The following is a 21906-nucleotide window of genomic DNA, read 5'->3' as shown; positions in this document are numbered from 1 at the left end:
AGACCCGGCCCCGCGAACGCTAGCGTCCCCGCGCGGGCGCGTGGGCGTAAAAATTACCCTCGTGCGCGTCCGGAGAGCTGTCTAGCCTGCGCGGGAAGCGGATGTGATCTCCAGGGGGCCGGGACAGCGTGTGGACGCAGCGGGACCAGATCCAGGCGTACCAGTTCCTGCGCCGCCGTCTCGTGTCCGCGCTCGTCGCCGCGGACGCCAACCATCCGGTGTCGCCCAGCCGCCGTCTCGTGCTCGGCACGCTGCTCGGCGTCGGCGCGGCCCTGCTCGTGACCGCGGTGTTCGGGGTGATCGGCCTGGTCAGCCCGTTCGGCGGGAAGGACTGGCTGGCCGGCGGCAAGGTGATCGTCGAGGAGGACAGCGGGGCGCGGTTCGTGCTCGGCGCGGACGGCGCGGTGCACCCGGTGCTCAACTACGCGTCCGCGCGGCTGCTCGCCGGCGGCAACGGCCACGAGACCGTCACGGTGCCCGCCGAGAAGCTCGGCACGGCCCCGCGCGGCACTCAGATCGGCATCGTCGGCGCGCCGGATTCCTTGCCCAGCACGCTGATCACCACCCCGTGGGCCAGTTGCAGCCGCACCACCCAGGACGCGCCCGCGTCGGCCGAACCGCTCGTCGCCGTGCTGCTGGAACCGGCCGCGTCCGGGGTCGAGCTGCCGCGCGATTCGGGCGTGATCGTGCGCGTCCCGCAGGGCGGCCGGTTCCTGCTCGCGGGCGGCCACCGGTACCGGCTGAGCGACGAAGCCGCGGCGGCCCTGCAATTCGACAGCTACCCGACGATCACCGTGTCCGCGCGCTGGATCGACACCGTGCCCGCCGGACGCGACCTCGGCGAGATCCCCGTCGATGGCGCGGGAAACCGCGGCCCGCGCGTCGGGACGCTGGAGACGCGCGTCGGCCAGGTGCTGTCGGTCGTCGACCCGATGGCCGGGCCCGCCACCGCCTCGACCTACTACCTCGTCCGCCCGGACGGCCTCGAACCCGTCGGCCAGACCGAGGCCGCGCTGCTCGTCACGACCCCGGCGAACGAACCTGCGTATCCGGGCCGTCCGGAACCGGCGCGGGTGCGCGCCGCGGACGTCGCCTCGGTGAAGAAGGTGAGCGAACCCCGTTCCGGCGGCGCGGATCCGGCGGCGTACCCGGACCGGATCCCCGGGAAAGCGCCGATCACCGGCAGCGCGGTGACCCTGTGCGCGCAGAACGGCCGCGTGACGGTCTCGGCGGATCTGCCGGTCCCGCCCGGCGCCCGCGCGCTGCCGGTGCAGAGCCGGACCGACGCCCGGGTCGCGGATGTCGTCTACGTCCCGCCCTCGCGCGGCGCGGTCGCGACCGATCCCGGGTCGGGAACCATTTATCTCGTCACGGACACGGGGCGAAAATATCCGGTGGCGAACGGGACGGCGCTCACGTCGCTGGGCTACGGTTCTGGGTCCGGGCATCCGGTCGCGGGCGGGCTTCTCGCGCTGATGCCGACCGGTCCCGCGCTCGATCCCGCCGCGGCCGGGCAGCCTGCGGGAACGGGGTGAGCGAGCCGGTGACCACGACAGCGCAGCGACCCAGCGACGTGCCGGACCGCCCCGAATCCGCGGCGCCAGGCAGCGTCCAGGTCGCCGTGATCGAAGACCATCCGCTGTACCGCCGGTCGGTGGAACGCGTCCTCATGGAGGCCCCGGACGTCGAACTGGGCGCGGTGGTCGATTCGGTCGCGCGCTTCCACGTCGCGCGCCAGCCCGTCGGCAGCGTCGTCCTGCTCGACCTCGGTCTGCCGGGCGTCGCCGGCGCGGCCGCGGTGCTCGAGGTCGCCGAGCTGGGCCATCACGTGCTGGTGGTGTCGGCGCAAGCAGAGCCGGAGACGGTGCTCGCCGCGATCGCCGCCGGGGCCAAGGGATTCCTGTCGAAGGACGTCGACGTCGACGAGCTGCTGATCGCCATCCGCGCGGTCGCGGGCGGCGGCGCGTACGTGTCGGCCGTGGTCGCCGGAATGATCATCAAGGACAACACCGACCGCCCGGTCACCCGGCCGGAAATGGAACTGTCGCCGCGCGAAGTGCAGGTGCTGCGGCTCGTCGCGGCGGGCGAACGGGACGTCGACATCGCGCGGATCCTCGGCATCGGCGTCCGCACCGTGCGCGGCTACCTCGACCGGATCCGCGACAAGACCGGCGAACGGCGGCGCCCCGGCCTCGTGAAGGAAGCGATCCGCCGCGGCCTGGTGGGGAAGGAAACAGTGACGTGAAAGCCGACGAGGGGCGGCGCCGGAGCGGACCCATCCAGGTCGGGGTGATCGAAGACCACCCGCTGTACCGGGACGCGGTCGCGCGCGTGCTGAACGACGCCCCGGACATCGAACTGGGCGCGGTAGCCGACTCCGTGGCGCGATTCGCGGTGCAGGACCAGCCGAAGGGCAGCGTGGTCGTGCTCGACCTGAAACTGCGCGGCGTCCAGGACGCGGCCGCGGTGCTTGAGGTGGGGCAGATGGGGCACAAGGTGCTCGTGGTGTCCGCGCACGCGGAACAGCCCGAGGTCCTCGGCGCGATGCAAGCCGGCGCGAAGGGCTTCCTGTCGAAGGACGTCGACGGCGACGAACTGCTGCGCGCGATCCGGACGATCGCGGAGGACAACGCATACGTCTCGCCGACCTTGGCCGGCATGATCATCCAGGACAGCGACGAACGGCACGCGGGACCGAAGATCGTGCTGTCGGAACGGGAAAAACAGGTCCTGCGCCTGGTGGCGGCGGGGGAGCGGGACGTGGACGTCGCGGAGATCCTGGACATCAGCGTCCGGACGGTGCGGTCGTATCTGGACCGGATCCGGGACAAGACGGGAGAGCGGCGAAGGGCGGGATTCGTGCGGGTGGCGATCCGGGAAGGGTTGCTGCGTTGACGGCGAGAGACCCGGCGCGGGCCTACGACTACGACGTCGCGGTGTCCTTCGCCGGGGAAGACCGCGTTTTCGTCGAGGCTGTGGTCCGCGAGGTGGTCGACGCCGGGTACAAGGTGTTCTACGACCAGGACGAGCAGGTCGCCCTCTGGGGCGAGGAGATGGTCGAGTACCTGCCGAAAGTCTACGAGGAACGCGCGCGATACGCGGTGGTGTTCGTTTCCCGGCACTACGCGGCGAAACCCTGGACGAGATTCGAGCGGCGAAGCGTGTTGCTGCGGGCGCTCAATCAGCCGGAACCGTATCTGCTCCCGGTGCGATTGGACGCCACCCGGCTCGACGGTGTCCGGGAGAGCATCAGCTACCTGGACGGGAACATCGTCGGGACGAGCGGCATCGCGAGCGCTATCTGCGAGAAATTGGGCAGCGAAGCGGCGGCGGGCGGAAGAGGAGGCTTCAACGGGTACGTCCCCCGTAATGAACACGAAGCCACGGTGCTGATCGGCGAACGCCCCGCGGCCTGGGAATACCTCTTGTTTTCGTATGAATTGGTGTGCGGAATCGAGCGGTTGCACGACGCCTATCTCGATCATCGCATGGGTTTTTCCCATCCGGCCGATTACGTGCCGGTCGACCAGGTCCCGTCGACCATACAGCGAGAACTCGCGACGGTTCTGAGCGTGATCAGAAACTTCGCCGCGGTGCTTTCCGACGACGCGCAAACGGCCGCGTTCGGGGTTGTCGGCGAAGCCGGGGATGTCCCGCGAATAATCCACGTGGCGAGCCGCTACGTCGCCGTCTACCGATCATTCCTCGAATGGTCCTACCGGCTCCGCGGCTATGCGACCCCGTCGGACGAGGTGCATGAAGTCTTCGCGGCGCTCGCCCGGTACGCGGATCGGCCTGTGGAGCGGTTGAGATCCTTCGTGTACGAGCTCCGCGACCGTGCGGACCCCCTGCACGCGCAACTGCTCAACGGCGAGGACGTCACGATCCAGCTGACGCTTCCGCTGGAAATCGCTCCCGAAGCGTCAGCCCAGTTCGACCAGGCGCTCGAAGCCTTCCAGCGCCACCTGCAGAACTGACCTCTACAGCCGCCGGTTGGCCAACGCCCCAGTAGCCGTCCGAGCCTTCCCCGCCACCTCCGGGTCCACGTCCACCACCAGCATCTCCACCCCGGCCCCAGCCTGCGCTTCCACCCGCCCGAAACCGTCCGCCACCAGCGAGTACCCGATGCCGGTCGGTGCCTTCGGATTGACCTCCACCCCGGTCGCCGCCGGGTCGGCCTGCCCGCAAGCCGCTACCCAGCAGCCCGAGTCCAGGGCCCGCGCTCGCACCAGGACTTCCCACTGCTCCCGCTTCCCGGCCCCCGCGCCCCACGAAGCCGGGACCGTCACCACGTCCGCGCCGTCGTCGGCCAGGCGTCGGAACAGTTCCGGGAACCGCAGGTCGTAGCAGGTCGCGACCCCGAACACGGTCCCCTCCGCGGAGAACGTCACGACCTCCGCACCCGGCGCGACGGTGTCCGATTCGGCGAAGCCGAACGCGTCGTAGAGGTGGATCTTGTCGTAGCCGAGATGCTGCCCCAGCCCGGTGATCAGCAGCGTGTTCCGCACCCGCCCGTTGTCCGCTGGCGTGAACATCCCGGCGATCACCAGCACGTCGTGCTCCGAGGCGATCGCGGCGACCGCCGACGCCCACGGGCCGTCCAGCTGCTGTGCGACCGGCGCGAGCGGGCGGCCGAAGCGGGCCATCGTCGCCTCCGGGAACACCACCACCCGCGCTCCGGCGGCCGCCGCGGCCTCCACTCCGGAGCGAACCGTTTTCAGGTTTTCTTCCGGGTCGTCGCCCGAGTTGAGCTGGCACAACGCGATCCGGGGCACACGAGCCTCCCTGGTCCGGGGACAGCGGGTCGGCATCGAGTATCCCTGCCGGGCGCGCGCGGGCCACCTCGTACCCTGGTGTCCATGTTGAACCGCACCGACCTGCGCGGGCAGGTCCCCTCCGCTGCCGAGCTCCGTGCCGCGCTTCCGCGCGCCGAGTACGACGTGGACGCGGCGCTGCATCAGGTCCGGCCGGTGGTCGAGGCGGTCCGCGACCGCGGGGTCGAGGCGGTCCTCGAGTTCACCGAGCGGTTCGACAAGGTGCGCCCGGAGACGGTCCGGGTGCCCGCCGAAGAGCTGTCCAAGGCGCTGTCCGAGCTGGACCCGCAGGTCCGCGCCGCGCTGGAGGAGTCCATCAAGCGCGCCCGGAAAGTGCACTCCGACCAGCGCCGCCAGGACGTCACGACGCAGGTCGTGCCCGGCGGCACGGTCACCGAACGCTGGGTGCCGGTCGACCGCGTCGGCCTGTACGCGCCGGGCGGGCTGGCGGTGTACCCGTCGACCGTGGTGATGAACGTCGTCCCGGCGCAGCTGGCCGGCGTGCGCTCGCTGGTCGTGTGCTCGCCGCCGCAGGCCGCGTTCGGCGGGCTGCCGCACCCGACGATCCTGGCCGCGGCCGCGCTGCTCGGCGTGGACGAGGTGTGGGCGGTCGGCGGCGCGCAGGCGGTCGCGCTGGTCGCCTACGGCGGCGTCGACACCGACGGCGCCGAACTGGCCCCGGTGGACATCGTCACCGGCCCCGGCAACATCTTCCTCACCGCGGCCAAACGCCTGGTCCGCGGCGTGATCGGGATCGACTCCGAGGCCGGTCCGACCGAGATCGCGATCCTCGCCGACGAGACGGCCGACCCGGCGCACGTCGCCGCCGACCTGATCAGCCAGGCCGAGCACGACCCGCTGGCCGCGAGCGTCCTGGTGACCACGTCCGAGAAGCTGGCCGACGCGGTCGAGGCGGAGCTGGCCGCCCGCGTCCCCGCGACGAAGCACTCCGAGCGGGTCGGCCAGGCGCTGGGCGGCAAGCAGTCCGGCGTCATCCTGGTGTCCACTGTGGACGACGGACTGCGCGTCGTGGACGCGTATGCCGCCGAGCACCTGGAAATCCAGACCGCGAACGCCCGCGAAGTGGCCGCACGGGTGCGCAACGCCGGAGCGATCTTCGTCGGCGCGTACGCCCCGGTTTCGCTGGGCGACTACTGCGCCGGCTCGAACCACGTGCTGCCCACCGGCGGGTTCGCGCGGCATTCCTCGGGCCTGTCGGTGCAGAGCTTCCTGAAGGGGATCCACGTCGTGGACTACTCCGAGGACGCCCTGCGCGAGATCGCCCCCCGCGTCGTCGCGCTCGCGGACGCCGAAGACCTGCCCGCGCACGGCGAAGCCGTCACCGCACGTTTCGAAGGAGACGGCCGATGAACGAAGCCACTCCCGGCGGCGAGGTCACCCTCGCCGAACTCCCGCTGCGCGAGGACCTGCGGGGCCGCACCCCGTACGGCGCGCCGCAGCTGGACGTCCCGATCCGGCTCAACACCAACGAAAACCCGTACCCGCCGCCGCCCGAACTGGTCGACGACGTCGCCGAGGCCGTGCGCGCCGAAGCCGCGTCGCTGCACCGGTACCCGGACCGCGACGCGGTGGCGCTGCGCACCGATCTGGCGGACTACCTCACGGTGTCCACCCGGGTCGTGCTGTCCGAGGCGAACGTGTGGGCGGCGAACGGGTCGAACGAGATCCTGCAGCAGATCCTGCAGGCGTTCGGCGGTCCCGGCCGCACCGCGCTGGGCTTCGAGCCGTCGTACTCGATGCACCCGATCATCGCGACCGGCACCCGCACCGACTGGCTGCCGGTGCCGCGCCGCGCGGACTTCTCGCTCGACACCGAGCAGGCCGCGCGAGCGGTCGCCGAGCGGAAGCCGGACATCGTCTTCGTGACCAGCCCGAACAACCCGACCGGCGGGTCGATCCCGCTGGACCAGCTGCGCGGCGTGCTCGACGCGGCCCCGGGGATCGTCGTGGTGGACGAGGCGTACGCGGAGTTTTCGTCGCAGGCCAGCGCGATCGAGCTGATCGCGGAGTACCCGGCGAAGCTGATCGTGTCGCGCACGATGAGCAAGGCGTTCGCCTTCGCCGGCGGACGGCTGGGCTACCTCGCCGCCGCACCGGCCATCGTCGACGCCCTGCAGCTGGTCCGCTTGCCGTACCACCTTTCCAAGGTCACCCAGGCGGCCGCCCGCGCCGCCCTCCGGCACGCCGACGCCACCCTCGCGTCGGTGCACCGGCTCTCCGCCGAACGCGACCGCGTCGTGGAAGCCTTGCTGGGCTTGGGATTCACCCCGGTGCCGAGCGACGCCAACTTCGTCCTCTTCGGACAGTTCAGCGACGCGCCGGCCAGCTGGCAGTCCTATTTGGACCACGGCGTGCTGATCCGGGACGTGGGCATCGAAGGCCACCTGCGGGTGACCGTCGGCACCCCGGAAGAGAACGACGCTTTCCTCGAAGCGAGTAAGGAAGTCAAGCGATGAGCCGCGTCGGCAAGGTGGAGCGCACCACCAAGGAATCGTCCATCCTGGTCCAGCTGGACCTCGACGGGACCGGCCAGGTGGAGATCGCCACCGGCGTGCCGTTCTACGACCACATGCTCACCGCGTTCGGCGTGCACGGTTCGCTGGACCTGAAGGTCGAAGCGACCGGCGACGTCCACATCGACGCCCACCACACCGTCGAGGACACCGCGATCGTGCTCGGCCAGGCGCTGCGCCAGGCCCTCGGGGACAAGAGCGGCATCCGCCGTTTCGGCGACGCGTGGATCCCGATGGACGAAACCCTCGCCCACGCCGCGATCGACGTCTCCGGCCGCCCGTACTGCGTGCACGTCGGGGAGCCGGAGCAGTTCAACACCTTCACGATCGGCAACAACTACCCGTTCGTCCTGACCCGGCACGTCTTCGACTCGCTGGCGTTCCACGCGCAGATCGCCCTGCACGTCCGCGTCATCCACGGCCGCGACCCGCACCACATCGCGGAAGCGGAGTACAAGGCCGTGGCGAGGGCACTACGTGCGGCCACGGAACCGGACCCGCGCGCCGGTGGGATTCCGTCCACGAAGGGCGTGCTTTAGCGGCTTCGGACGTGCGCGGCGTTGCTGCTGGACGCCGCGCACGGTGGCCGCGCCGGGGAATGCGGCCCGCATCGAGCAGGAGAAGCGGGAATCGACCTCGCGATATTCAGGTCGGTAATTCGCGGGGAAACTCGCTCCAGCGGACCGGCACCGCGCACTCGGTTCTCGTTCTGACCGCTCACACGCGGAACACCGTCCGCGGAGCGGCATAAGCCACCGGCCCGGGAAAGTGTTCGGCGGCAAGGCGAACCGCGTCGCGGGCGGTAACCGTGTGGCCGAGATGCGTGAGTACCAGCCGTGCGGCACCGGCAGCCGCGTGGCCCGCTTCCGCCGGAGTCAGGTGTTCCGCGGACGGCTCGATGCTGTCCGCTTCGCACAGGAACAGATCCGTCCCCTTCGCCAGCTCCGAGAGCGCCGAGCACGGCCCGGTGTCTCCGGAGTACGCGAAAGTCCGCTCTCCGTCAGTGATCCGCACCCCGAACGCCGGGAACCCGTGCGATACGGCCACCGTCTCGAGGCGCAGCCCGCCGACCCGGGTCCGATGTCCGTCGTGGAGTTCCCGGACGGCGAACGCCTCCTCGATCGGCGCGCGGCCGGTGTTGCTCAGGAACGCGGAGATCCGCGCCGCCGTCCCCGGCGGGCCGTAGAGCGGGATCGGCCGCCGCAGGCGGAGATCCGCGAACAACAGTGCGTACACCGCCGGTAACAGATCCGCGACGTGGTCCGCGTGCAGATGCGAGATCCAGATCGCGTCCAGCTCGGCCGGCGAGACGTGTTCCTGCAGGGCAGCGAGGGTGCCGGGCCCGGCGTCGAGCCAGATCGCGGTGTCCTCGTGGCGCACCAGGTACCCGGAGCACGGAGCGTCCGGGCGCGGGTACGGCGTCGCGCTGCCCAGTACCGTCACGGTGAAAGCCATGTGGCACGCTAACCCCTGTGAGCAAAGAACTGATCGCGGTCCTGCTGCTGGCCCTCGGCGGCTTCCTGGCCGGCGGGGTCTACTCGCTGTGGAAGACCGCGAAGTTCTTCGCCGTGGTGCTGGGCATCGCGGCAGTGCTGGCGATCGGCGGGGCCATCGCCTGGCTGGTCAGCTGACCACTCCCGGGATCTTCCCGCTTCCGATGCACGCTTCCCGCACTGTTGACGCGGGCTTGCTCGCCGACGCGGGCTTGCTCGCCGACACGGGCTTGGTCGCCGACGCGGACCTTCTCGCGCAGGCGCGTGCCCGCGCCTGCCCTGTGCCGCCCAGCAATCGATGCGGACCTTCGCGCCTCCCGACGCTTGCCCAGGCAGCTAACGCGAGCCCTTCCACAGCAGCCCGTGGTTCGCGGCGGCTAACGCGGCCCTTGTCGCTCGTGGTGCCCTCCCAGCAACGAAACGCGGACTTCCCCTCCCACCGCATGCCTCCCACAGCTAGCGCACGCCCCTCACGGCAAGCGCGTAACTCGCGGCGACGTGCGCGGTCCTAGCCGCCTTCGACGCACGCCTTCCCGGCAACGAAAGCGAATCTCCCCACGCCTAGCCCGTGACTCCTGTCAATAAAACACCTCCCCAAGCGCACCCCGCGACTAAGCCGCCAACGGCTCAAAAATGCACTCAGCCAGCGTCGCGTGCTTCTTCCACCCCAACGTCTCGTACAGCGCCCGTCCCGCATCCGTCGCCCCGAGCACGCCCAGCACCGCTCCGTCCGAGACCGCGCGGTCGGCGAGCGAGCGCATCACGAACCCGCCCAGTCCGCGGCGCCGGTGGGCTTCCTCAGTCACCACCCGGTCCACAACAACCGCGTCGCCGACAGTCGCCATCTGGCCCTTCGCTGCCTGCTCTCCCGTCGCGTCCAGCACGCGGAGGAACGTGACGGCGCCGCTGACCTCCACCGTCACCGTGTAGCCCTCCGGCGCGACCGGGTTCGTCGCCAGCAGATCGGTCGCCATCAGGTGGCCGGTTTCTTCCCAGGCGACTATCCAGCCATCCGGCATCCACGGTTCGATCGTTTCCGGCTCGGCAGGCGTTTTCAGCCACGTCCGAGGTTCGCTGACCGCGCCCGCAGCAGCGCGGACCAGCGATTCCTCAGCCGCGGGCAGGACGTGCCTGCCCACTTCCGCGGGATTGTCCGGCACCTCGACGAAAAGCCCCCATGGCTTCTCGACCGGCACCGGTGTCTGCCGTGACAAGGCCCATCCCGCGACCCAAGTCCGTACCGTGTCCTCGATCATGAAACCAGGGTACGAACCACCACCGACAAAAACTCAGACTCGAGTCAGCTCGCGTTCGTCGTCGCCGCGGGCGCCGAGTTCGCGGACGAGGCCTTCGCCTTCGACGTCGACGTTCGGCAGGATCCGGTCGAGCCACTTGGGCAGCCACCACGCGCCGCGGCCGAGCAGGGACATCACCGCGGGCACGATGGTCATCCGGATCACGAACGCGTCCACCAGCACGCCGAAGGCCAGCGCGAACCCGATCGACTGGATCAGCGTCGACTCGGCCAGGACGAACCCGGCGAACACCGAGATCATGATCAGCGCGGCCGCCACGACGACCCGCGCGCCGTGCCGGAACCCGGTCACCATCGCTTCCTGCGGCTCGGCCCCGTGCACGTGTTCCTCGCGCATCCGGGTCACCAGGAACACCTGGTAGTCCATCGCGAGCCCGAACAGGACGCCGATCAGCAGGATCGGCAGCATGCTCATGATCGGGCCGGTCGAGGCGACGCCGAGCAAATCGGTGAGCCAGCCCCACTGGAACACCGCGACCACCGCGCCGAACGTCGCGACCACCGAGCCCAGGAACCCGAGCGTCGCCTTCAACGGCACCACGACCGACCGGAACACCAGCATCAGCAACAGGAACGCCAGCCCGACGATGAGCGCGAGGTAGGGCAGCATCGCGTCCGACAGCTTCTGCGACACGTCGATGTTGGCCGCGGTCTGGCCGGTCACCGCGAGGCTGCCGCCGGTGTTTTCCTGCAACGGCGCGGATTGCGCGCGGATCGCGGACACGAGGTCCTCGGTCTGCGTGCTGCTCGGGCCGCTCTTCGGGATCACCGTGAGCACCGCGGTGTCCCCGGCCGGGTTGACCCGAGGCGGCGTCACCGCGGCGACGTCCGGCAGCTTGCCGATGTCCGCCGCGGCCTGCTTCAACGCGGCCGGATTGTGGTTCGGGCCGGTGTCGACGACGACCAGCAGCGGTCCGTTCGCGCCCTCGCCGAATCCCTTGCTGACCAGGTCGTAGGCCTTGCGCTGGGTGGTGTCCGGCGCGGCGGTCGAGTCGTTGGGCAGGCCGAGCTGCATGCTCAGCGCGGGAACCGCGACCACGGCCAACCCGACCAGCGCGGTCAGCAGGACCGGAACCCGGTGCCGCGCAACGAAACGCGCCCAGCGTTCACCGTGCGTCGGGCCTTCGGTGCGGCGGCGCACGCGGATCTTGCTGCTGGCGACCCGGGCACCGGCGAAGCCGAGCACGGCGGGCAGCAGCGTCAACGCGATCAGCACGGCGATCACGACGGTCGCCGCGGCGGCGACGCCCATCTGGCCAAGGAACGGAATACCGACGACGGTCAGCCCGGCGAGCGCGATGATCACCGTCAGCCCGGCGAACACCACGGCGGAACCAGCGGTGCCAACGGCTCGGCCGGCGGCTTCCTCGGGTTCGCGGCCCTCGGCCAGTTCGTGCCGGTAGCGGGAGACGATGAACAGCGCGTAGTCGATGCCCACCGCGAGCCCGATCATCAACGCCAGCACCGGAGTGTTGGAGTTCAGCTCCAGCGAACCGGACGCCAGCATGATGCCCGCCATCCCGACGCCGACCCCGATCAGCGCGGTCAGCAACGGAATCCCGGCGGCGAGCAGCGAACCGAAGGTGATGATCAGGACGACCGCCGCGACCGCGACGCCGAGTCCCTCGGTGGCCCCGGTCGCCGGGATGCCCTGCACCGCGTCGCCGCCGTACTCGACCTGATATCCCAGCTGCTTCGCGTGATCACCGGTCGCCAGCAGCGCGGACCGGTCGGAATCGCTGAGCTCGAAACCCTTGACCTGGTAGCTCACCTGCGCAAGCGCGACCCGGCCGTCGGGGGACACCGACTTCGCCTGGAACGGGTCGACCACCGCGGCCACCTTCGGCGCGGACTTCAGCTTGCCCACCACCGACTCGACAGCCGCCTGCCCCGCCGGGTCGGTGACCTTGTGCCCGTCCGGCGCGGCGATCGCCACGCGCGCGGTGCCGCCGCCCGCCGCGGCCTGCGGGAAGTGCTCGGCCAGCCGGTCGATCGCCTGCTGGGATTCGGTGCCGGGGATGGTCACCGAATCGGACAGCTTGCCCGACAGCGTGAGCGCGCCCGCGCCCACCGCCGCGAGGACAAGCGCCCAGACCGCCGCCACGAGGACCCGGCGGCGGAACGACAGCCTGCCGAGCCGGTACAGGAAGGGTGCCACGAGTCGTCTCCGTTTCGCGCCCGAAGCGGGCTCTCCGCACTGGGAATCGCCCTTTCGAAGCTAGCCGTTCGGCAAGGGGCTGCCAAGCCGATCGGCTAGGATGTGACTAGCCGCACGGCAAGTTTCGGACTAGTCGCCCGGCAAGTACGATGATGTGCTGCGGAGCAGCGCACTCCGCTTGACGAGGAGGGCGCGATGACGACCGTCGAACCGGTCGCGGACACCCGGACCAGGCTGCTCGCCACTGCGCTGCGGCTGTTCTCGGAGCACGGCGTGGAGGGCACGTCGCTGCAGATGATCGCCGACGAGCTGGGCGTCACCAAGGCCGCGGTGTACTACCACTTCAAGACGAAGTCGGAGATCACCGAGGCGGTCGCGGAACCGGGCATCCGGGAACTGGACGAACTGGTCGTCGAGGCGGCGAAGCACCGCCGGCACGGCGCGCGCGTGGACCATCTGCTGGACGGTTTCGTCGATCTCGTGGTGCGGCACCGGGTGCTGGTCGCGCTGTTCTCCAGCGACCCGGGCATCGACGCGGCGCTCGCGAAATCGCGGCACGGTGTCGAAGGGTTCAAGCAGGCGCTGATTTCGATCGTGGCCGGGGAGCCGGAGCCGGACGTGACCGCTCGCGTGACGGCGATCGTGGCGTTCACCGGCATCGCGATGGCGGGCGGCGCGCCCGATCTGGCCGAGGTGGACGACGAAACGCTCCGCCAGGAACTGGTCGGAGTGGGGCGGCGGCTGCTGGGCAGGCCGCGCCGCCGGGTCTGCTGAGCCAGCTTCTCAACTGTTGAGAACCCTGTTGCAGTATCTGGGACGAGGCTCCTAACCTCGAAGCATGTCTTCGGATAGCGCTTACGGGCAGGGGCACGCGGAAAGCGTTGTACGGTCGCAAGTTTGGCGAACCGTCGACAATTCGGCCGCCTACCTCGCACCGGAGCTGCTTCCCGGGCGCCGCGTGCTGGACGTCGGCTGCGGGCCCGGGACGATCACGGTGGATCTCGCTCGCCGGGTGGCTCCGGGCGAGGTCGTCGGCATCGACGTGTCGGAATCCGTTCTGGAGCAGGCGCGGGCGCACGCGCGGAGCGAAGGCGTGTCCAATGTCCGGTTCGAGCGCGCCGACATCACCGCGGGCCCGGCGATCGGCCGGTTCGACGTCGTGCACGCGCACCAGGTGCTGCTGCACCTGACCGAACCGGTGGAAGCGCTGCGGCACATGCTGGCGCTGGCGAAACCCGGCGGTGTGGTCGCCGCGCGCGACACCGACTACGCCGCGGCGTTCTGGTGGCCGGCGGATTCGCGGCTGGACCGCTGGCTCGAGGTGTACCGCGCGGTCGCGCACGGCAATGGCGCCGAGCCGGACGCGGGACGGCGATTGCTGGCCTGGGCGCACGCCGCGGGCGCCCGCGACGTCAAGCCGAGCGCCTCGATCTGGTGTCATTCCACGCCCGAGGAACGCGCGTGGTGGGGCGGCATGTGGGCGGAACGGATCCTGGATTCCAAGATTGCCGAACAGGCCGTGGCGGGCGGGCACGCGTCCGCGGAAGACCTCCGCGAGATCTCCGCCGCGTGGCGTGCGTGGGCGGCCGATCCGGACGGCTGGTTCTCGATCCCGCACGGGGAAATCCTGTGCCGGGTCGGCGAAGCTGGCTGAACCGCGGAAGCGCTCACGCACCTCCGCAACGTCCGCCCCCGGAAAACTCGCCGAGGCGGTCGGTTACGGCAGCCGGGAGTCCTTCAGCGCTTCAGCCGCGCGCCGTTCCTCGGCCGTCAACTGATCCGCGGGAACCCGGACGACAGAGCGGAAACGGCGGCACACCGGACAGCGCTGCAGCCGCCGGTCGCCGAGCCGGATCGCCTTGAACGACACCAAGGGCAGCCAGATCGTGGAGAAATAATGGCCTTCGCTGCACTGGACGATCGTGTAGTCCGGCATGGCCACCTCCTCGGGCGCGACCCGTTCAGTATGCGCTACTCGGGCGCCGTCAGAAACTCCGCCGGAACCGCCGAAGTCAGCCACACCCCGTTGTCGCTCACCTGAAACACATGCCCGCGCGCGGCCATTTCCCCGGCCGCCACCGTGAGCACGACCGGTTTCCCGTGCCGCGATCCGACCTTCCACGCCGTCTCGCGGGTCGCCGACAAATGCACCGCGTGCCGCTTCATCGGGCGCAATCCCTCCGCCTGGATCGAGGGAAGGAACCGCGTCGCCGTGCCGTGGAAGAGGATTTCCGGCGGCGGCGCGTCCGCCAGTTCCAGATCCACCCGGACGCTGTGTCCCTGGCTGGCGCGGATCAACGTCCCCGTCTCGTCGAAGGCGAACCGCTGTTTGGCGCAGTTCGCGACGACCTCGTCCAGCTCCGCGCGGCTCACCGGGAACCGGTTCCGGGCCAGTGCCGTGAGCAGCTCGTCGACCGGAACCCAGCCGCCAGGGGAGAGGGTGAGCCCGAGCCCGCCGGGGTCGTGGCGCAGGTGCCGGGACAGCCGTTTGGACACCCGGGTTCGATTTTTCTCGTTCATCTCTGCCCGCAGTAACCCACACCGAAGCACTGGCGCGCAACGGAATTCAGATGCCGCCCTCCAGGACCGGACGAAGCTTGCTGGCCCCGGGCCCGAACCGGGAGAGTTCGTCGTCCGCGTTGTACAGGCCGCAGCTGCGCAGCGACAGGCATCCGCAGCCGACGCATCCGGTCAGCCGGTCCCGCAGCCGCTGGAGCGCGTCGATCCGGGCGTCGAGTTCGGTCTGCCATTCGCGCGACAGGCGGGCCCAGTCCGCCTTCGTCGGCGCGTGGTCGGCGGGGAGCGTCTCCAACGCCGCGCTGATGTCTTCCAGCGACAGCCCGACCCGTTGCGCGGCGCGGATGAACGCGATCCGCCGCAGCACCGAACGCGCGTAGCGGCGCTGGTTGCCCGCCGAGCGCTCGGACGTGATCAGGCCGCGCTCCTCGTAGAACCGCAGTGCCGTGTGCGGGACCCCGCTGCGTTCCGCGACCTGGCCGATGCTCAGCTTGTCCGCCAACCTCGTCATTAGTCCAGGTTAGCGCTTGACCTTCAGTTTGGTCGAGGTTGCATGGTCGGGACCATGACCACGACGACGCACGAGCCGGGCTACGCGGACCTGCCCCGGCTGATCTCGCTGATGACCGGCGACGACAAACACCACGCGGCCGCGGAGTCCACAATGGACGTCCTGTGGGTGCTGTTCGACCGGGTCCTCGACCTCGGCCCGGACACCGCCCGGCAGCCGGGCCGCGACCGGTTCCTGCTGTCCAAGGGGCACGGGCCGATGGCGTACTACGCGGTTCTCGTCGCGAAAGGCTGGCTGGACGAGGACGAACTCGCCGGCTGGAGTTCGGCGCGTTCGCGGCTCGGCCACCATCCGGACCGCGTCCGCGCGCCCGGCGTCGAAATCTCCAGCGGTTCGCTCGGGCACGGCCTGCCTATCGCCGTCGGCACCGCACTCGGCCTGCGCGCCCGCCGGTTCCGCTCGCGCATCGTCGCGCTCGTCGGCGACGCCGAACTCGACGAAGGCTCCAACCATGAGGCGATCGTCGTCGCCGCACGGCTCGGGCTCGACAAGCTGACCGCGGTGGTCGTGGACAACCAATCCTCGACGCACGGCTGGCCAGGCGGCATCGCGCGCCGTTTCGAAACCGAAGGCTGGGCCGTGCGCACGGTCTCCGGCCGCGACCACGAAGCGCTGTACGACGCGTTCACCACCCCTCATCCCGGACGGCCGCTCGCGGTCGTCGCCGTCGTGGAACCGAAAGGCGCGCACTGATGCCGAACATGCGGGACACCTTCCTGACCACCGCCGAGGAAATCGTCAACCGCGACCAGGACGTGGCGATCGTCCTCGCCGACATCTCGGCCGCGTCGCTCGCCGAGGCCGCGCGACGGCATCCCGACCGGGTGATCAACGTCGGGATCCGCGAGCAATTGCTCGTGAGCACCGGCGCCGGCCTCGCGCTCGCCGGGCTCCGGCCGATCGTGCACACCTTCAACGCGTTCCTCGTGGAGCGCGCGTTCGAGCAGATCAAACTGGACCTCAGCCACCAGGACCTCGGCGCGGTGCTGGTTTCGTACGGCGCTTCCTACGACATGCCGATGGAAGGCCGCACGCACCAGGCTCCCGGCGACGTCGCGCTGATCGATTCCCTGCCCGGCTGGTACGTGCACGTGCCCGGACATCCCGAGGAGGCGCGTCGGCTGCTGCTCGACTCGGTGCCCGGGGACAGCCGGACGTACCTGCGGCTGTCCGCGCAGGAGAATTCCGAGCCGCACCTCGGCGTCGGGCTCCAGACGATCCGCCAGGGCACGCGCGGCGTGGTGATCGCGGTCGGGCCGATGCTGGACCGGGTGCTGGAGGCGGCCGAGGGCATGGACGTGACGGTGCTCTACACCTCGACGGTGCGCCCGTTCGACGCCGAAGGCCTGCGTGCCGCGATGCCGGAGGTGGCTGATGTGGCGCTGGTGGAGCCGTACCTCAAGGGAACCTCCGCGCATTGCGTCGCCGACGCGCTCGCGGACCGGCCGCACCGGCTGCTGAACCTCGGCACCCGCCGGGACGCCGAGGTGCGGATCTACGGCACGCTCGCCGACCACGATCTCGTGCACGGGCTCGACGCGGGTTCGATCGCGTTGTCCCTCAAGGAATTCTTCACCGGATGAGGAGAGACCCCGGCAACGGGCAACCGTCCGGCGTCACCAGCCGCTGTCGGCGCGCCGCACGGGGTTCACCGTGCGCGCGGTCGACCGGCGCGCGAGGTCGATCTCCGCGCGGGTCTTCTGCAGCGGGATGGTCAGCTCCCTGAACTGCGGGAACGGCACGCTGTCGATGTCTTCCCGCCATGCTTGGAACATCCGGCAGAGCAGATCGGACTCGGACATTTCGTCCTCTTTCCGGGTCCGGGGGCGCCGGCGGCACCCGCACATAGCCCCGTGGGTACCCGTTCGGGGCGAGAACGAAACGGGCTCGGAACGAAATTGTCCGGGAGGCTAGGCTCGGGGCGTGTCTCGTGTGGTGATCCTCGATTACGGCTCCGGAAACCTCCGCTCCGCCGAACGCGCCGTCGCGCGCGCGGGCGCCGACGTGGAAGTCACCGCCGACCCGCATGCCGCGCTCGAAGCCGACGGCCTCGTGGTGCCCGGCGTCGGCGCGTTCTCGGCGTGCATGAGCGGGCTGCTGGGCGTGCACGGGCACCGGATCATCGGCAAGCGGCTGGCGGGCGGACGCCCGGTGCTGGGCATCTGCGTCGGCATGCAGATCCTGTTCTCGCGCGGCGTCGAGCACGGCGAGGAGACCGAGGGCACCGGCGAATGGCCGGGCACGGTCGAGCGGCTGCACGCCGACGTGCTCCCGCACATGGGCTGGAACACCGTCCGCGCGCCCGCCGATTCGCAGCTGTTCGCCGGGATCGACCCGGACGAGCGGTTCTATTTCGTGCACTCCTACGCGGCGCGGAAGTGGGAACTGGACTCCGGCCTCGCCGGGCAGCAGCCCAAGGTGACCTGGGCGAACCACGGCGAGGACTTCGTCGCGGCGGTGGAGAACGGGCCGCTGTGGGCGACCCAGTTCCACCCGGAGAAGTCCGGGGACGCGGGGGCGCAGCTGCTGCGCAACTGGCTGGGCACGCTGGCGTAGCCGGGAGTTTCCGCCAGGAGGCGACTGTGCCGCCGCTCACTTCGCCGGTCCGTGGCGTGCGCCGCATCGCCAGGTCGCCGAGGCCGTCCGGCCGCGCGGATATCCCCCGGAAGGTGCGCCCGGCCGCGCCGCTTAGGCTGTGCGCGTGACTTTCACGCTCCTTCCCGCAGTTGATGTTGCCGACGGCCAGGCGGTCCGACTCGTCCAGGGCGAGGCGGGCACCGAGACCTCCTACGGCAGCCCGCTCGAGGCGGCGCTGCAGTGGCAGCGCGACGGCGCCGAGTGGATCCATCTCGTGGACCTCGACGCGGCCTTCGGCAAGGGCAGCAACCGCGAGCTGCTCGCCGACGTCGTCAAGCGGCTCGACGTGCAGGTGGAGCTGTCCGGCGGCATCCGCGACGACGCGTCGCTCGAGGCGGCGCTCGCCACCGGCGCGCGCCGGGTCAACCTCGGCACCGCGGCGCTCGAGGACCCGGACTGGACGGCGAAGGTCGTCTCCGAATACGGCGACCGCGTCGCGATCGGGCTCGACGTGCGGATCACCGAGGCCGGGCACCGGCTGTCCGCGCGCGGCTGGACGTCCGACGGCGGCGACCTGTGGGAGGTCCTGGAGCGGCTCGACCGCGACGGGGCCAGCCGGTACGTCGTCACCGACGTGAGCAAGGACGGCACCCTGCGCGGCCCGAACCTGGACCTGCTGCGCGAGGTCACCGCCCGCACCGACGCGCCGGTGATCGCCTCCGGCGGAGTGTCCAGTGTGGACGATCTGCGGGCGCTCGCCGGGCTGGCGTCGGACGGCGTCGAAGGCTCGATCGTCGGGAAGGCGCTGTACGCGGGCGCTTTCACCCTCCCGGAGGCTCTCGCCGCCGTCCGCTGACCGCGGGAATCGTCGGCGAGCACCGGAAATCACGCCGGAATCGCGGCCCGGTCGAGCGCGAGCTGCCCGGCCGGGCGCATCCGGCCCTCCTGCCGGAGCAGCTCGGCCCGGGCGAGATTTCGCGGCGACCACGGGCTTTTCGGCCGTCGCGGCGTGTACCGCTGGGTGTAGGTCGAGTCGTCGCGGCGGCGGGTCAGGCCGTCGATCCAGCCGTAGCAGAGCGCTTCTCGCAGCGCCTGCTCGTAGGTGAGGCCGGGCTCGCCCTTCTTCGCCAGCACCACCCAGACTTCGGTGGCGGAATCGTGGTGCTCGGCCAGCCAGTTCCGCCATGCCGCGGCGTCGGCGAAGATCGTCATGCCCGCACCAGCGTTTCGCGGATCGAGACGTAGTGCGGGTTGTACATCAGGCCGAGGACGTTGCCCCACGGGTCGATCACTGACGCGGTGATGAACCCGGTGCCGCGGTCGCGCGGGGCGTCATGGACCTTCGCGCCCATCGCGACGACCCGCTCCAGCGTCGCGGGGACGTCCTCGACGTGCCAGAACACGACCGCGCCCGCGGGCTGTCCGACAGTGGCGAGATCGGCGGTCCGGGACAGCTCGCTGGTGGCGTACGAGCTGTGGACGATGCCGAATTCGTGCTGGTAATCGCCGATGCGCCACTCCAGGTACGCCGGGGTGTCCAGGTATGGCGCGACGCCGAAAAGGTCGGTGTACCAGCGCTTCGCCGCGTCGAAGTCGGGGGAGTAGAAGGTGACGGTGCTGAGTCCTCGAAGCATCTCTGAGTCCTTGTCTGCTCGGTTGTGGGACTAGCTTCTCCGCCAAAGTGCTCATCTTCTGAGCACTTTTAGAGAGAGAATCCCAACCATGCGCGCTGACCGTCTCGTCGCTGCCGTCCTGCTGCTTCAGGCCCGCGGCCGGGTGACCGCTGCCGAACTGGCCGAGGACCTGGAGATCTCCGTGGCCACGGCCCGCCGCGACCTGGAGGCGTTGTCGGCGGCCGGGATCCCGGTCTATCCGCAGCCCGGACGCGGCGGCGGCTGGTCGCTCGTCGGCGGGGCGCGCACCGACCTGAGTGGACTGACCGCGGCCGAGTCGCAGGCGTTGTTCTTGATGCTGGGACCGGCGGCGTCCGGCGGTCCGGAACTGTCGTCCGCGCTGCGCAAGCTTGTCCGCGCGCTGCCCGCGACGTTCCGGGCCGACGCCGAAGCCGCCGCGCGGGCTGTCGTGTCCGATCCGGCGGGGTGGGGCGAGCGGGATCGCGAACCGCCCGCGCTCGTCCAATCCCTCCAACAGGCGGTGGTGCAGCGGCGCAAGGTGCGGTTCGACTACAGCGGCAAGGACCGCTTAGTGGATCCGTACGGCCTCGCCGACAAGGACGGGGTCTGGTATCTCATCGCGGGAACCCCTGCGGGACAACGGACTTTCCGCGTCGACCGGATTTCGGCGGCCGCGACTACAGACCTGCCTTCGCAGCGGCCGGACGACTTCGATCTTCGCGAACAGTGGGCCCGGGTCGTGGAGGAGATGGAGCAGCGGCGTTCGCTCGTGTCGGCCACCGTGCTGATCGACGCGCGGTACTTGTCCGTGCTGCGGTCCCATTTCGGGCGGCATTGCGAGATGCTCGGGGAGCAGGACGGCCGGGTACGCGTGAAGGTGGCGGCGCACTGGGTGCGTTCGATCGCGGAGCAACTGGCCGGATGGGGAGACCTGGTCGAGGTGGTGGAACCGGACTCGGTCCGCGCCGAACTCGCCCGCATCGGCCGCGAGCTGACCGCCCGTTACGGCGGCTGAACGATTACCCGCGAGGTAATCGACTCCATTCCCGGGAACGGACAGGATTGCTTGGCAGACAACGGAATCGAGCCAAGGAGCCGGACATGACCGCCTACGCCATCGCCCACCTGCGCCAGCCGGGAACCGTGGACCCCGAGGTCTACGAGTACATGGAACTGATCCAGGCGACGCTCGATCCGTTCGAGGGCCGGTTCCTGGTCCACGGCGGGGAGACCCGCGTACTGGAAGGCACCTGGCCGGGCGCGACCGTGGTGCTCGAATTTCCCGATTTCGCCGCCGCCGAGCAGTGGTACGCGTCGGCGGACTACCGCAAGATCCTGCACCTGCGCACCGATCATCTGGTGGGTGACGTGATCCTGGTGGAGGGCTGCGGACCGAACCACGATTCGGCCGCGATGGGCGCCCGGCTCCGTGAAGAGGCCCGGTGACTTACTCGGCGATTTTGATCGCGATGCCGATCGTCCGCTCGGGTCCGCCGCGGAGGCGGCTGAAGAAGATGGTCACGCGTCCGACGAGGCCGTAGTCGCGGGCGATGACCCCGCGGATGCGGTCGCTGTCGGCGGTGTCGAGGAGCCGGGCGGTGCCGCTGACTTCGGCGCCGTGCACTCGGCGGCCGCGGACGTCGCAGGCTTGCAGCCGGACGTCGCCGTTGTTGCGGATGCGTTTGACCTTGCCCGCGTTGCGTTCGGAGAACAGAACCAGCTCGTCGCCGTCGCGGGAGGCCCACACCGGGGTCGGGACCGCGCGGCCGTCGCGGCGGAAAGTGGTCAGCACGACGTACTTCTCGGCGCCGAGACGCTCCAGTTCGGACATAGCCCTACGGTAGACGGCGTCACAGTCCTTGGCAGCGGTCGGCGGGCTGCGGCGAGCCGGGCGTCGTCGGCACGGCGACCGAGGTGCCGTGGCCGGCCACCTTCTCCATCACCACGTGCGTCGCCGCCACATAGCCCCAGGTGAACAGCACGACCACGGCCGCGCACACGCCGAGCGCCGCCTTTCGGCTCCCGATTCGCCCCAGGAGCGCGGAAATCCCGGCTCCGGCGAGCAGAAAGAGCAAGAGCGAACTGACCTGCCACAGCGTCACGCCCAGGCCGGACCACGGCACGAGCTGGCGCAACCGGCAGGTCAGCTGCTCGCTCGCAGTGAGCTGGGCGAGGTAATTGGCTCCGACGCACCAGGCCACCAGAACGGCGATGATCGCGGCCCCGAGCCCGACGGCGTACGCCACTCGCGAAAGCGTGCTCCGAGACTCCCCCAGTTCGGACATGGCTTCAC

Annotated in this window: 28 protein-coding genes; 16 read left to right on the top strand and 12 right to left on the bottom strand. The window is 70.4% G+C overall.

Going from position 1 to position 21906, the window contains the following annotated elements; all coding sequences use genetic code 11:
- Positions 1–128: 128 nt before the first annotated feature.
- The 4 genes from eccB to DMP23_RS05915 are packed head-to-tail and all read left to right on the top strand — an operon-like array spanning position 129 to position 3977.
- Positions 129–1535 (top strand): type VII secretion protein EccB, encoded by a 1407-nt coding sequence (gene eccB, locus DMP23_RS05930; RefSeq protein ID WP_337820385.1) that lies wholly within the window; start codon positions 129–131, stop codon positions 1533–1535.
- A gap of 38 nt (positions 1536–1573) precedes the next feature.
- On the top strand, positions 1574–2245 hold the full coding sequence (locus DMP23_RS05925; RefSeq protein WP_337824368.1) for a response regulator transcription factor: 672 nt from the start codon (positions 1574–1576) through the stop codon (positions 2243–2245).
- Positions 2242–2895 carry a response regulator gene (locus DMP23_RS05920; RefSeq protein ID WP_037809611.1) on the top strand — a complete coding sequence of 218 codons (654 nt, stop codon included), beginning with the start codon at positions 2242–2244 and terminating at the stop codon, positions 2893–2895. Before DMP23_RS05925 ends, DMP23_RS05920 begins: the two co-directional genes overlap by 4 nt.
- On the top strand, positions 2892–3977 hold the full coding sequence (locus DMP23_RS05915; protein ID WP_337820384.1) for a TIR domain-containing protein: 1086 nt from the start codon (positions 2892–2894) through the stop codon (positions 3975–3977). Before DMP23_RS05920 ends, DMP23_RS05915 begins: the two co-directional genes overlap by 4 nt.
- A 3-nt stretch (positions 3978–3980) precedes the next feature.
- On the opposite strand, the gene DMP23_RS05910 is transcribed toward DMP23_RS05915, so the two are convergent.
- Complete coding sequence (locus DMP23_RS05910; protein ID WP_337820383.1) at positions 3981–4775, bottom strand: carbon-nitrogen hydrolase family protein; 795 nt, start codon at positions 4773–4775, stop codon at positions 3981–3983.
- Positions 4776–4859: 84 nt separating this feature from the next.
- Between DMP23_RS05910 and hisD the strand changes: the two genes are divergently transcribed.
- Genes hisD through hisB form a run of 3 tightly spaced genes read left to right on the top strand, consistent with a single transcriptional unit; the run spans position 4860 to position 7887 of the window.
- A complete protein-coding gene (hisD, locus tag DMP23_RS05905) occupies positions 4860–6185 on the top strand; it encodes a histidinol dehydrogenase (RefSeq protein WP_337820382.1) in 1326 nt (441 codons plus the stop codon).
- A complete protein-coding gene (locus DMP23_RS05900; protein WP_336159195.1) occupies positions 6182–7291 on the top strand; it encodes a histidinol-phosphate transaminase in 1110 nt (369 codons plus the stop codon). Before hisD ends, DMP23_RS05900 begins: the two co-directional genes overlap by 4 nt.
- Positions 7288–7887 carry an imidazoleglycerol-phosphate dehydratase HisB gene (gene hisB, locus DMP23_RS05895; protein WP_037367102.1) on the top strand — a complete coding sequence of 200 codons (600 nt, stop codon included), beginning with the start codon at positions 7288–7290 and terminating at the stop codon, positions 7885–7887. The genes DMP23_RS05900 and hisB overlap by 4 nt, the downstream gene beginning before the upstream one ends.
- 178 nt (positions 7888–8065) lie before the next feature.
- On the opposite strand, the gene DMP23_RS05890 is transcribed toward hisB, so the two are convergent.
- Positions 8066–8803, bottom strand: coding sequence for an MBL fold metallo-hydrolase (locus DMP23_RS05890; RefSeq protein WP_337820381.1), 738 nt, complete (start codon positions 8801–8803; stop codon positions 8066–8068).
- Positions 8804–8820: 17 nt separating this feature from the next.
- Here DMP23_RS05890 and DMP23_RS05885 point away from each other — a divergent pair, with 17 nt between their 5' ends.
- The gene (locus tag DMP23_RS05885) at positions 8821–8979 is read left to right on the top strand and encodes a hypothetical protein (RefSeq protein ID WP_162836028.1); all 159 of its coding nucleotides are present in this window, start codon (positions 8821–8823) and stop codon (positions 8977–8979) included.
- Positions 8980–9452: 473 nt separating this feature from the next.
- Here DMP23_RS05885 and DMP23_RS05880 read toward each other — a convergent pair whose 3' ends face one another.
- Together DMP23_RS05880 and DMP23_RS05875 are read right to left on the bottom strand one after the other, a co-directional pair.
- Entirely contained in the window at positions 9453–10097 is a 645-nt protein-coding gene (locus DMP23_RS05880; protein WP_337820380.1) for a GNAT family N-acetyltransferase, read from the bottom strand.
- A gap of 33 nt (positions 10098–10130) precedes the next feature.
- Complete coding sequence (locus DMP23_RS05875) at positions 10131–12314, bottom strand: MMPL family transporter (protein WP_337820379.1); 2184 nt, start codon at positions 12312–12314, stop codon at positions 10131–10133.
- Positions 12315–12509: 195 nt separating this feature from the next.
- Between DMP23_RS05875 and DMP23_RS05870 the strand changes: the two genes are divergently transcribed.
- Both DMP23_RS05870 and DMP23_RS05865 read left to right on the top strand, forming a co-directional pair.
- Positions 12510–13088 carry a TetR/AcrR family transcriptional regulator gene (locus DMP23_RS05870; RefSeq protein ID WP_037809627.1) on the top strand — a complete coding sequence of 193 codons (579 nt, stop codon included), beginning with the start codon at positions 12510–12512 and terminating at the stop codon, positions 13086–13088.
- A gap of 64 nt (positions 13089–13152) precedes the next feature.
- Positions 13153–13968 carry a class I SAM-dependent methyltransferase gene (locus DMP23_RS05865; RefSeq protein WP_337820378.1) on the top strand — a complete coding sequence of 272 codons (816 nt, stop codon included), beginning with the start codon at positions 13153–13155 and terminating at the stop codon, positions 13966–13968.
- 63 nt (positions 13969–14031) lie between these two features.
- On the opposite strand, the gene DMP23_RS05860 is transcribed toward DMP23_RS05865, so the two are convergent.
- The 3 genes from DMP23_RS05860 to soxR are packed head-to-tail and all read right to left on the bottom strand — an operon-like array spanning position 14032 to position 15342.
- A complete protein-coding gene (locus DMP23_RS05860; protein WP_337820377.1) occupies positions 14032–14250 on the bottom strand; it encodes a hypothetical protein in 219 nt (72 codons plus the stop codon).
- Between the two features lie 35 nt (positions 14251–14285).
- Positions 14286–14834 carry an RNA 2'-phosphotransferase gene (locus tag DMP23_RS05855; RefSeq protein ID WP_337820376.1) on the bottom strand — a complete coding sequence of 183 codons (549 nt, stop codon included), beginning with the start codon at positions 14832–14834 and terminating at the stop codon, positions 14286–14288.
- Between the two features lie 46 nt (positions 14835–14880).
- Positions 14881–15342 carry a redox-sensitive transcriptional activator SoxR gene (gene soxR / locus DMP23_RS05850; protein WP_037809633.1) on the bottom strand — a complete coding sequence of 154 codons (462 nt, stop codon included), beginning with the start codon at positions 15340–15342 and terminating at the stop codon, positions 14881–14883.
- A gap of 54 nt (positions 15343–15396) precedes the next feature.
- Here soxR and DMP23_RS05845 point away from each other — a divergent pair, with 54 nt between their 5' ends.
- Entirely contained in the window at positions 15397–16095 is a 699-nt protein-coding gene (locus tag DMP23_RS05845) for a thiamine pyrophosphate-dependent enzyme (protein WP_337820375.1), read from the top strand.
- Positions 16095–16985, top strand: a complete 891-nt coding sequence (locus tag DMP23_RS05840; protein WP_134730369.1) for a transketolase family protein — start codon at positions 16095–16097, stop codon at positions 16983–16985. The genes DMP23_RS05845 and DMP23_RS05840 overlap by 1 nt, the downstream gene beginning before the upstream one ends.
- Positions 16986–17018: 33 nt before the next feature.
- Here DMP23_RS05840 and DMP23_RS05835 read toward each other — a convergent pair whose 3' ends face one another.
- Positions 17019–17204: a hypothetical protein gene (locus DMP23_RS05835; RefSeq protein ID WP_037809637.1), complete on the bottom strand. Its 186-nt coding sequence runs from the start codon at positions 17202–17204 to the stop codon at positions 17019–17021.
- Between the two features lie 130 nt (positions 17205–17334).
- Between DMP23_RS05835 and hisH the strand changes: the two genes are divergently transcribed.
- Together hisH and priA are read left to right on the top strand one after the other, a co-directional pair.
- Positions 17335–17958, top strand: a complete 624-nt coding sequence (gene hisH / locus DMP23_RS05830; protein ID WP_134730385.1) for an imidazole glycerol phosphate synthase subunit HisH — start codon at positions 17335–17337, stop codon at positions 17956–17958.
- A 145-nt stretch (positions 17959–18103) separates the two neighbouring features.
- Positions 18104–18835, top strand: coding sequence for a bifunctional 1-(5-phosphoribosyl)-5-((5-phosphoribosylamino)methylideneamino)imidazole-4-carboxamide isomerase/phosphoribosylanthranilate isomerase PriA (gene priA / locus DMP23_RS05825; protein ID WP_037370068.1), 732 nt, complete (start codon positions 18104–18106; stop codon positions 18833–18835).
- A gap of 29 nt (positions 18836–18864) precedes the next feature.
- Here the strand turns inward: priA and DMP23_RS05820 are convergent, their stop codons facing one another.
- A complete protein-coding gene (locus DMP23_RS05820; protein ID WP_134730367.1) occupies positions 18865–19191 on the bottom strand; it encodes a YdeI/OmpD-associated family protein in 327 nt (108 codons plus the stop codon).
- Entirely contained in the window at positions 19188–19613 is a 426-nt protein-coding gene (locus DMP23_RS05815; RefSeq protein ID WP_337820374.1) for a VOC family protein, read from the bottom strand. Before DMP23_RS05815 ends, DMP23_RS05820 begins: the two co-directional genes overlap by 4 nt.
- A gap of 88 nt (positions 19614–19701) precedes the next feature.
- Here DMP23_RS05815 and DMP23_RS05810 point away from each other — a divergent pair, with 88 nt between their 5' ends.
- A complete protein-coding gene (locus DMP23_RS05810; RefSeq protein ID WP_337820373.1) occupies positions 19702–20628 on the top strand; it encodes a helix-turn-helix transcriptional regulator in 927 nt (308 codons plus the stop codon).
- An 86-nt stretch (positions 20629–20714) separates the two neighbouring features.
- Positions 20715–21059 (top strand): DUF1330 domain-containing protein, encoded by a 345-nt coding sequence (locus DMP23_RS05805; RefSeq protein WP_336159185.1) that lies wholly within the window; start codon positions 20715–20717, stop codon positions 21057–21059.
- 1 nt (position 21060) lies between these two features.
- Here DMP23_RS05805 and DMP23_RS05800 read toward each other — a convergent pair whose 3' ends face one another.
- A complete protein-coding gene (locus DMP23_RS05800; RefSeq protein ID WP_337820372.1) occupies positions 21061–21444 on the bottom strand; it encodes a PPOX class F420-dependent oxidoreductase in 384 nt (127 codons plus the stop codon).
- Between the two features lie 19 nt (positions 21445–21463).
- Positions 21464–21898, bottom strand: a complete 435-nt coding sequence (locus DMP23_RS05795; protein ID WP_134730357.1) for a hypothetical protein — start codon at positions 21896–21898, stop codon at positions 21464–21466.
- Between the last annotated feature and the right edge of the window lie 8 nt (positions 21899–21906).

The sequence above is a fragment of the Amycolatopsis sp. A1MSW2902 genome, assembly GCF_017312175.1.
Taxonomy (GTDB): domain Bacteria; phylum Actinomycetota; class Actinomycetes; order Mycobacteriales; family Pseudonocardiaceae; genus Amycolatopsis; species Amycolatopsis nivea.
Note: the sequence above shows the minus strand (reverse complement) of the source record. Positions and strands in the feature narration are given on the sequence as shown.

Excerpts from the sequence above, each read along its gene's own strand:
- hisD (WP_337820382.1), top strand. The coding sequence starts at position 4,860 with ATGTTGAACCGCACCGACCTGCGCGGGCAGGTCCCCTCCGCTGCCGAG.
- DMP23_RS05900 (WP_336159195.1), top strand. The coding sequence starts at position 6,182 with ATGAACGAAGCCACTCCCGGCGGCGAGGTCACCCTCGCCGAACTCCCG.
- hisB (WP_037367102.1), top strand. The coding sequence starts at position 7,288 with ATGAGCCGCGTCGGCAAGGTGGAGCGCACCACCAAGGAATCGTCCATC.
- DMP23_RS05890 (WP_337820381.1), bottom strand. The coding sequence starts at position 8,803 with ATGGCTTTCACCGTGACGGTACTGGGCAGCGCGACGCCGTACCCGCGC.
- DMP23_RS05880 (WP_337820380.1), bottom strand. The coding sequence starts at position 10,097 with ATGATCGAGGACACGGTACGGACTTGGGTCGCGGGATGGGCCTTGTCA.
- DMP23_RS05870 (WP_037809627.1), top strand. The coding sequence starts at position 12,510 with ATGACGACCGTCGAACCGGTCGCGGACACCCGGACCAGGCTGCTCGCC.
- DMP23_RS05865 (WP_337820378.1), top strand. The coding sequence starts at position 13,153 with ATGTCTTCGGATAGCGCTTACGGGCAGGGGCACGCGGAAAGCGTTGTA.
- DMP23_RS05860 (WP_337820377.1), bottom strand. The coding sequence starts at position 14,250 with ATGCCGGACTACACGATCGTCCAGTGCAGCGAAGGCCATTATTTCTCC.
- DMP23_RS05855 (WP_337820376.1), bottom strand. The coding sequence starts at position 14,834 with ATGAACGAGAAAAATCGAACCCGGGTGTCCAAACGGCTGTCCCGGCAC.
- soxR (WP_037809633.1), bottom strand. The coding sequence starts at position 15,342 with ATGACGAGGTTGGCGGACAAGCTGAGCATCGGCCAGGTCGCGGAACGC.
- DMP23_RS05845 (WP_337820375.1), top strand. The coding sequence starts at position 15,397 with ATGACCACGACGACGCACGAGCCGGGCTACGCGGACCTGCCCCGGCTG.
- DMP23_RS05840 (WP_134730369.1), top strand. The coding sequence starts at position 16,095 with ATGCCGAACATGCGGGACACCTTCCTGACCACCGCCGAGGAAATCGTC.
- DMP23_RS05835 (WP_037809637.1), bottom strand. The coding sequence starts at position 17,204 with ATGTCCGAGTCCGATCTGCTCTGCCGGATGTTCCAAGCATGGCGGGAA.
- DMP23_RS05820 (WP_134730367.1), bottom strand. The coding sequence starts at position 19,191 with ATGACGATCTTCGCCGACGCCGCGGCATGGCGGAACTGGCTGGCCGAG.
- DMP23_RS05815 (WP_337820374.1), bottom strand. The coding sequence starts at position 19,613 with ATGCTTCGAGGACTCAGCACCGTCACCTTCTACTCCCCCGACTTCGAC.
- DMP23_RS05810 (WP_337820373.1), top strand. The coding sequence starts at position 19,702 with ATGCGCGCTGACCGTCTCGTCGCTGCCGTCCTGCTGCTTCAGGCCCGC.
- DMP23_RS05805 (WP_336159185.1), top strand. The coding sequence starts at position 20,715 with ATGACCGCCTACGCCATCGCCCACCTGCGCCAGCCGGGAACCGTGGAC.
- DMP23_RS05800 (WP_337820372.1), bottom strand. The coding sequence starts at position 21,444 with ATGTCCGAACTGGAGCGTCTCGGCGCCGAGAAGTACGTCGTGCTGACC.
- DMP23_RS05795 (WP_134730357.1), bottom strand. The coding sequence starts at position 21,898 with ATGTCCGAACTGGGGGAGTCTCGGAGCACGCTTTCGCGAGTGGCGTAC.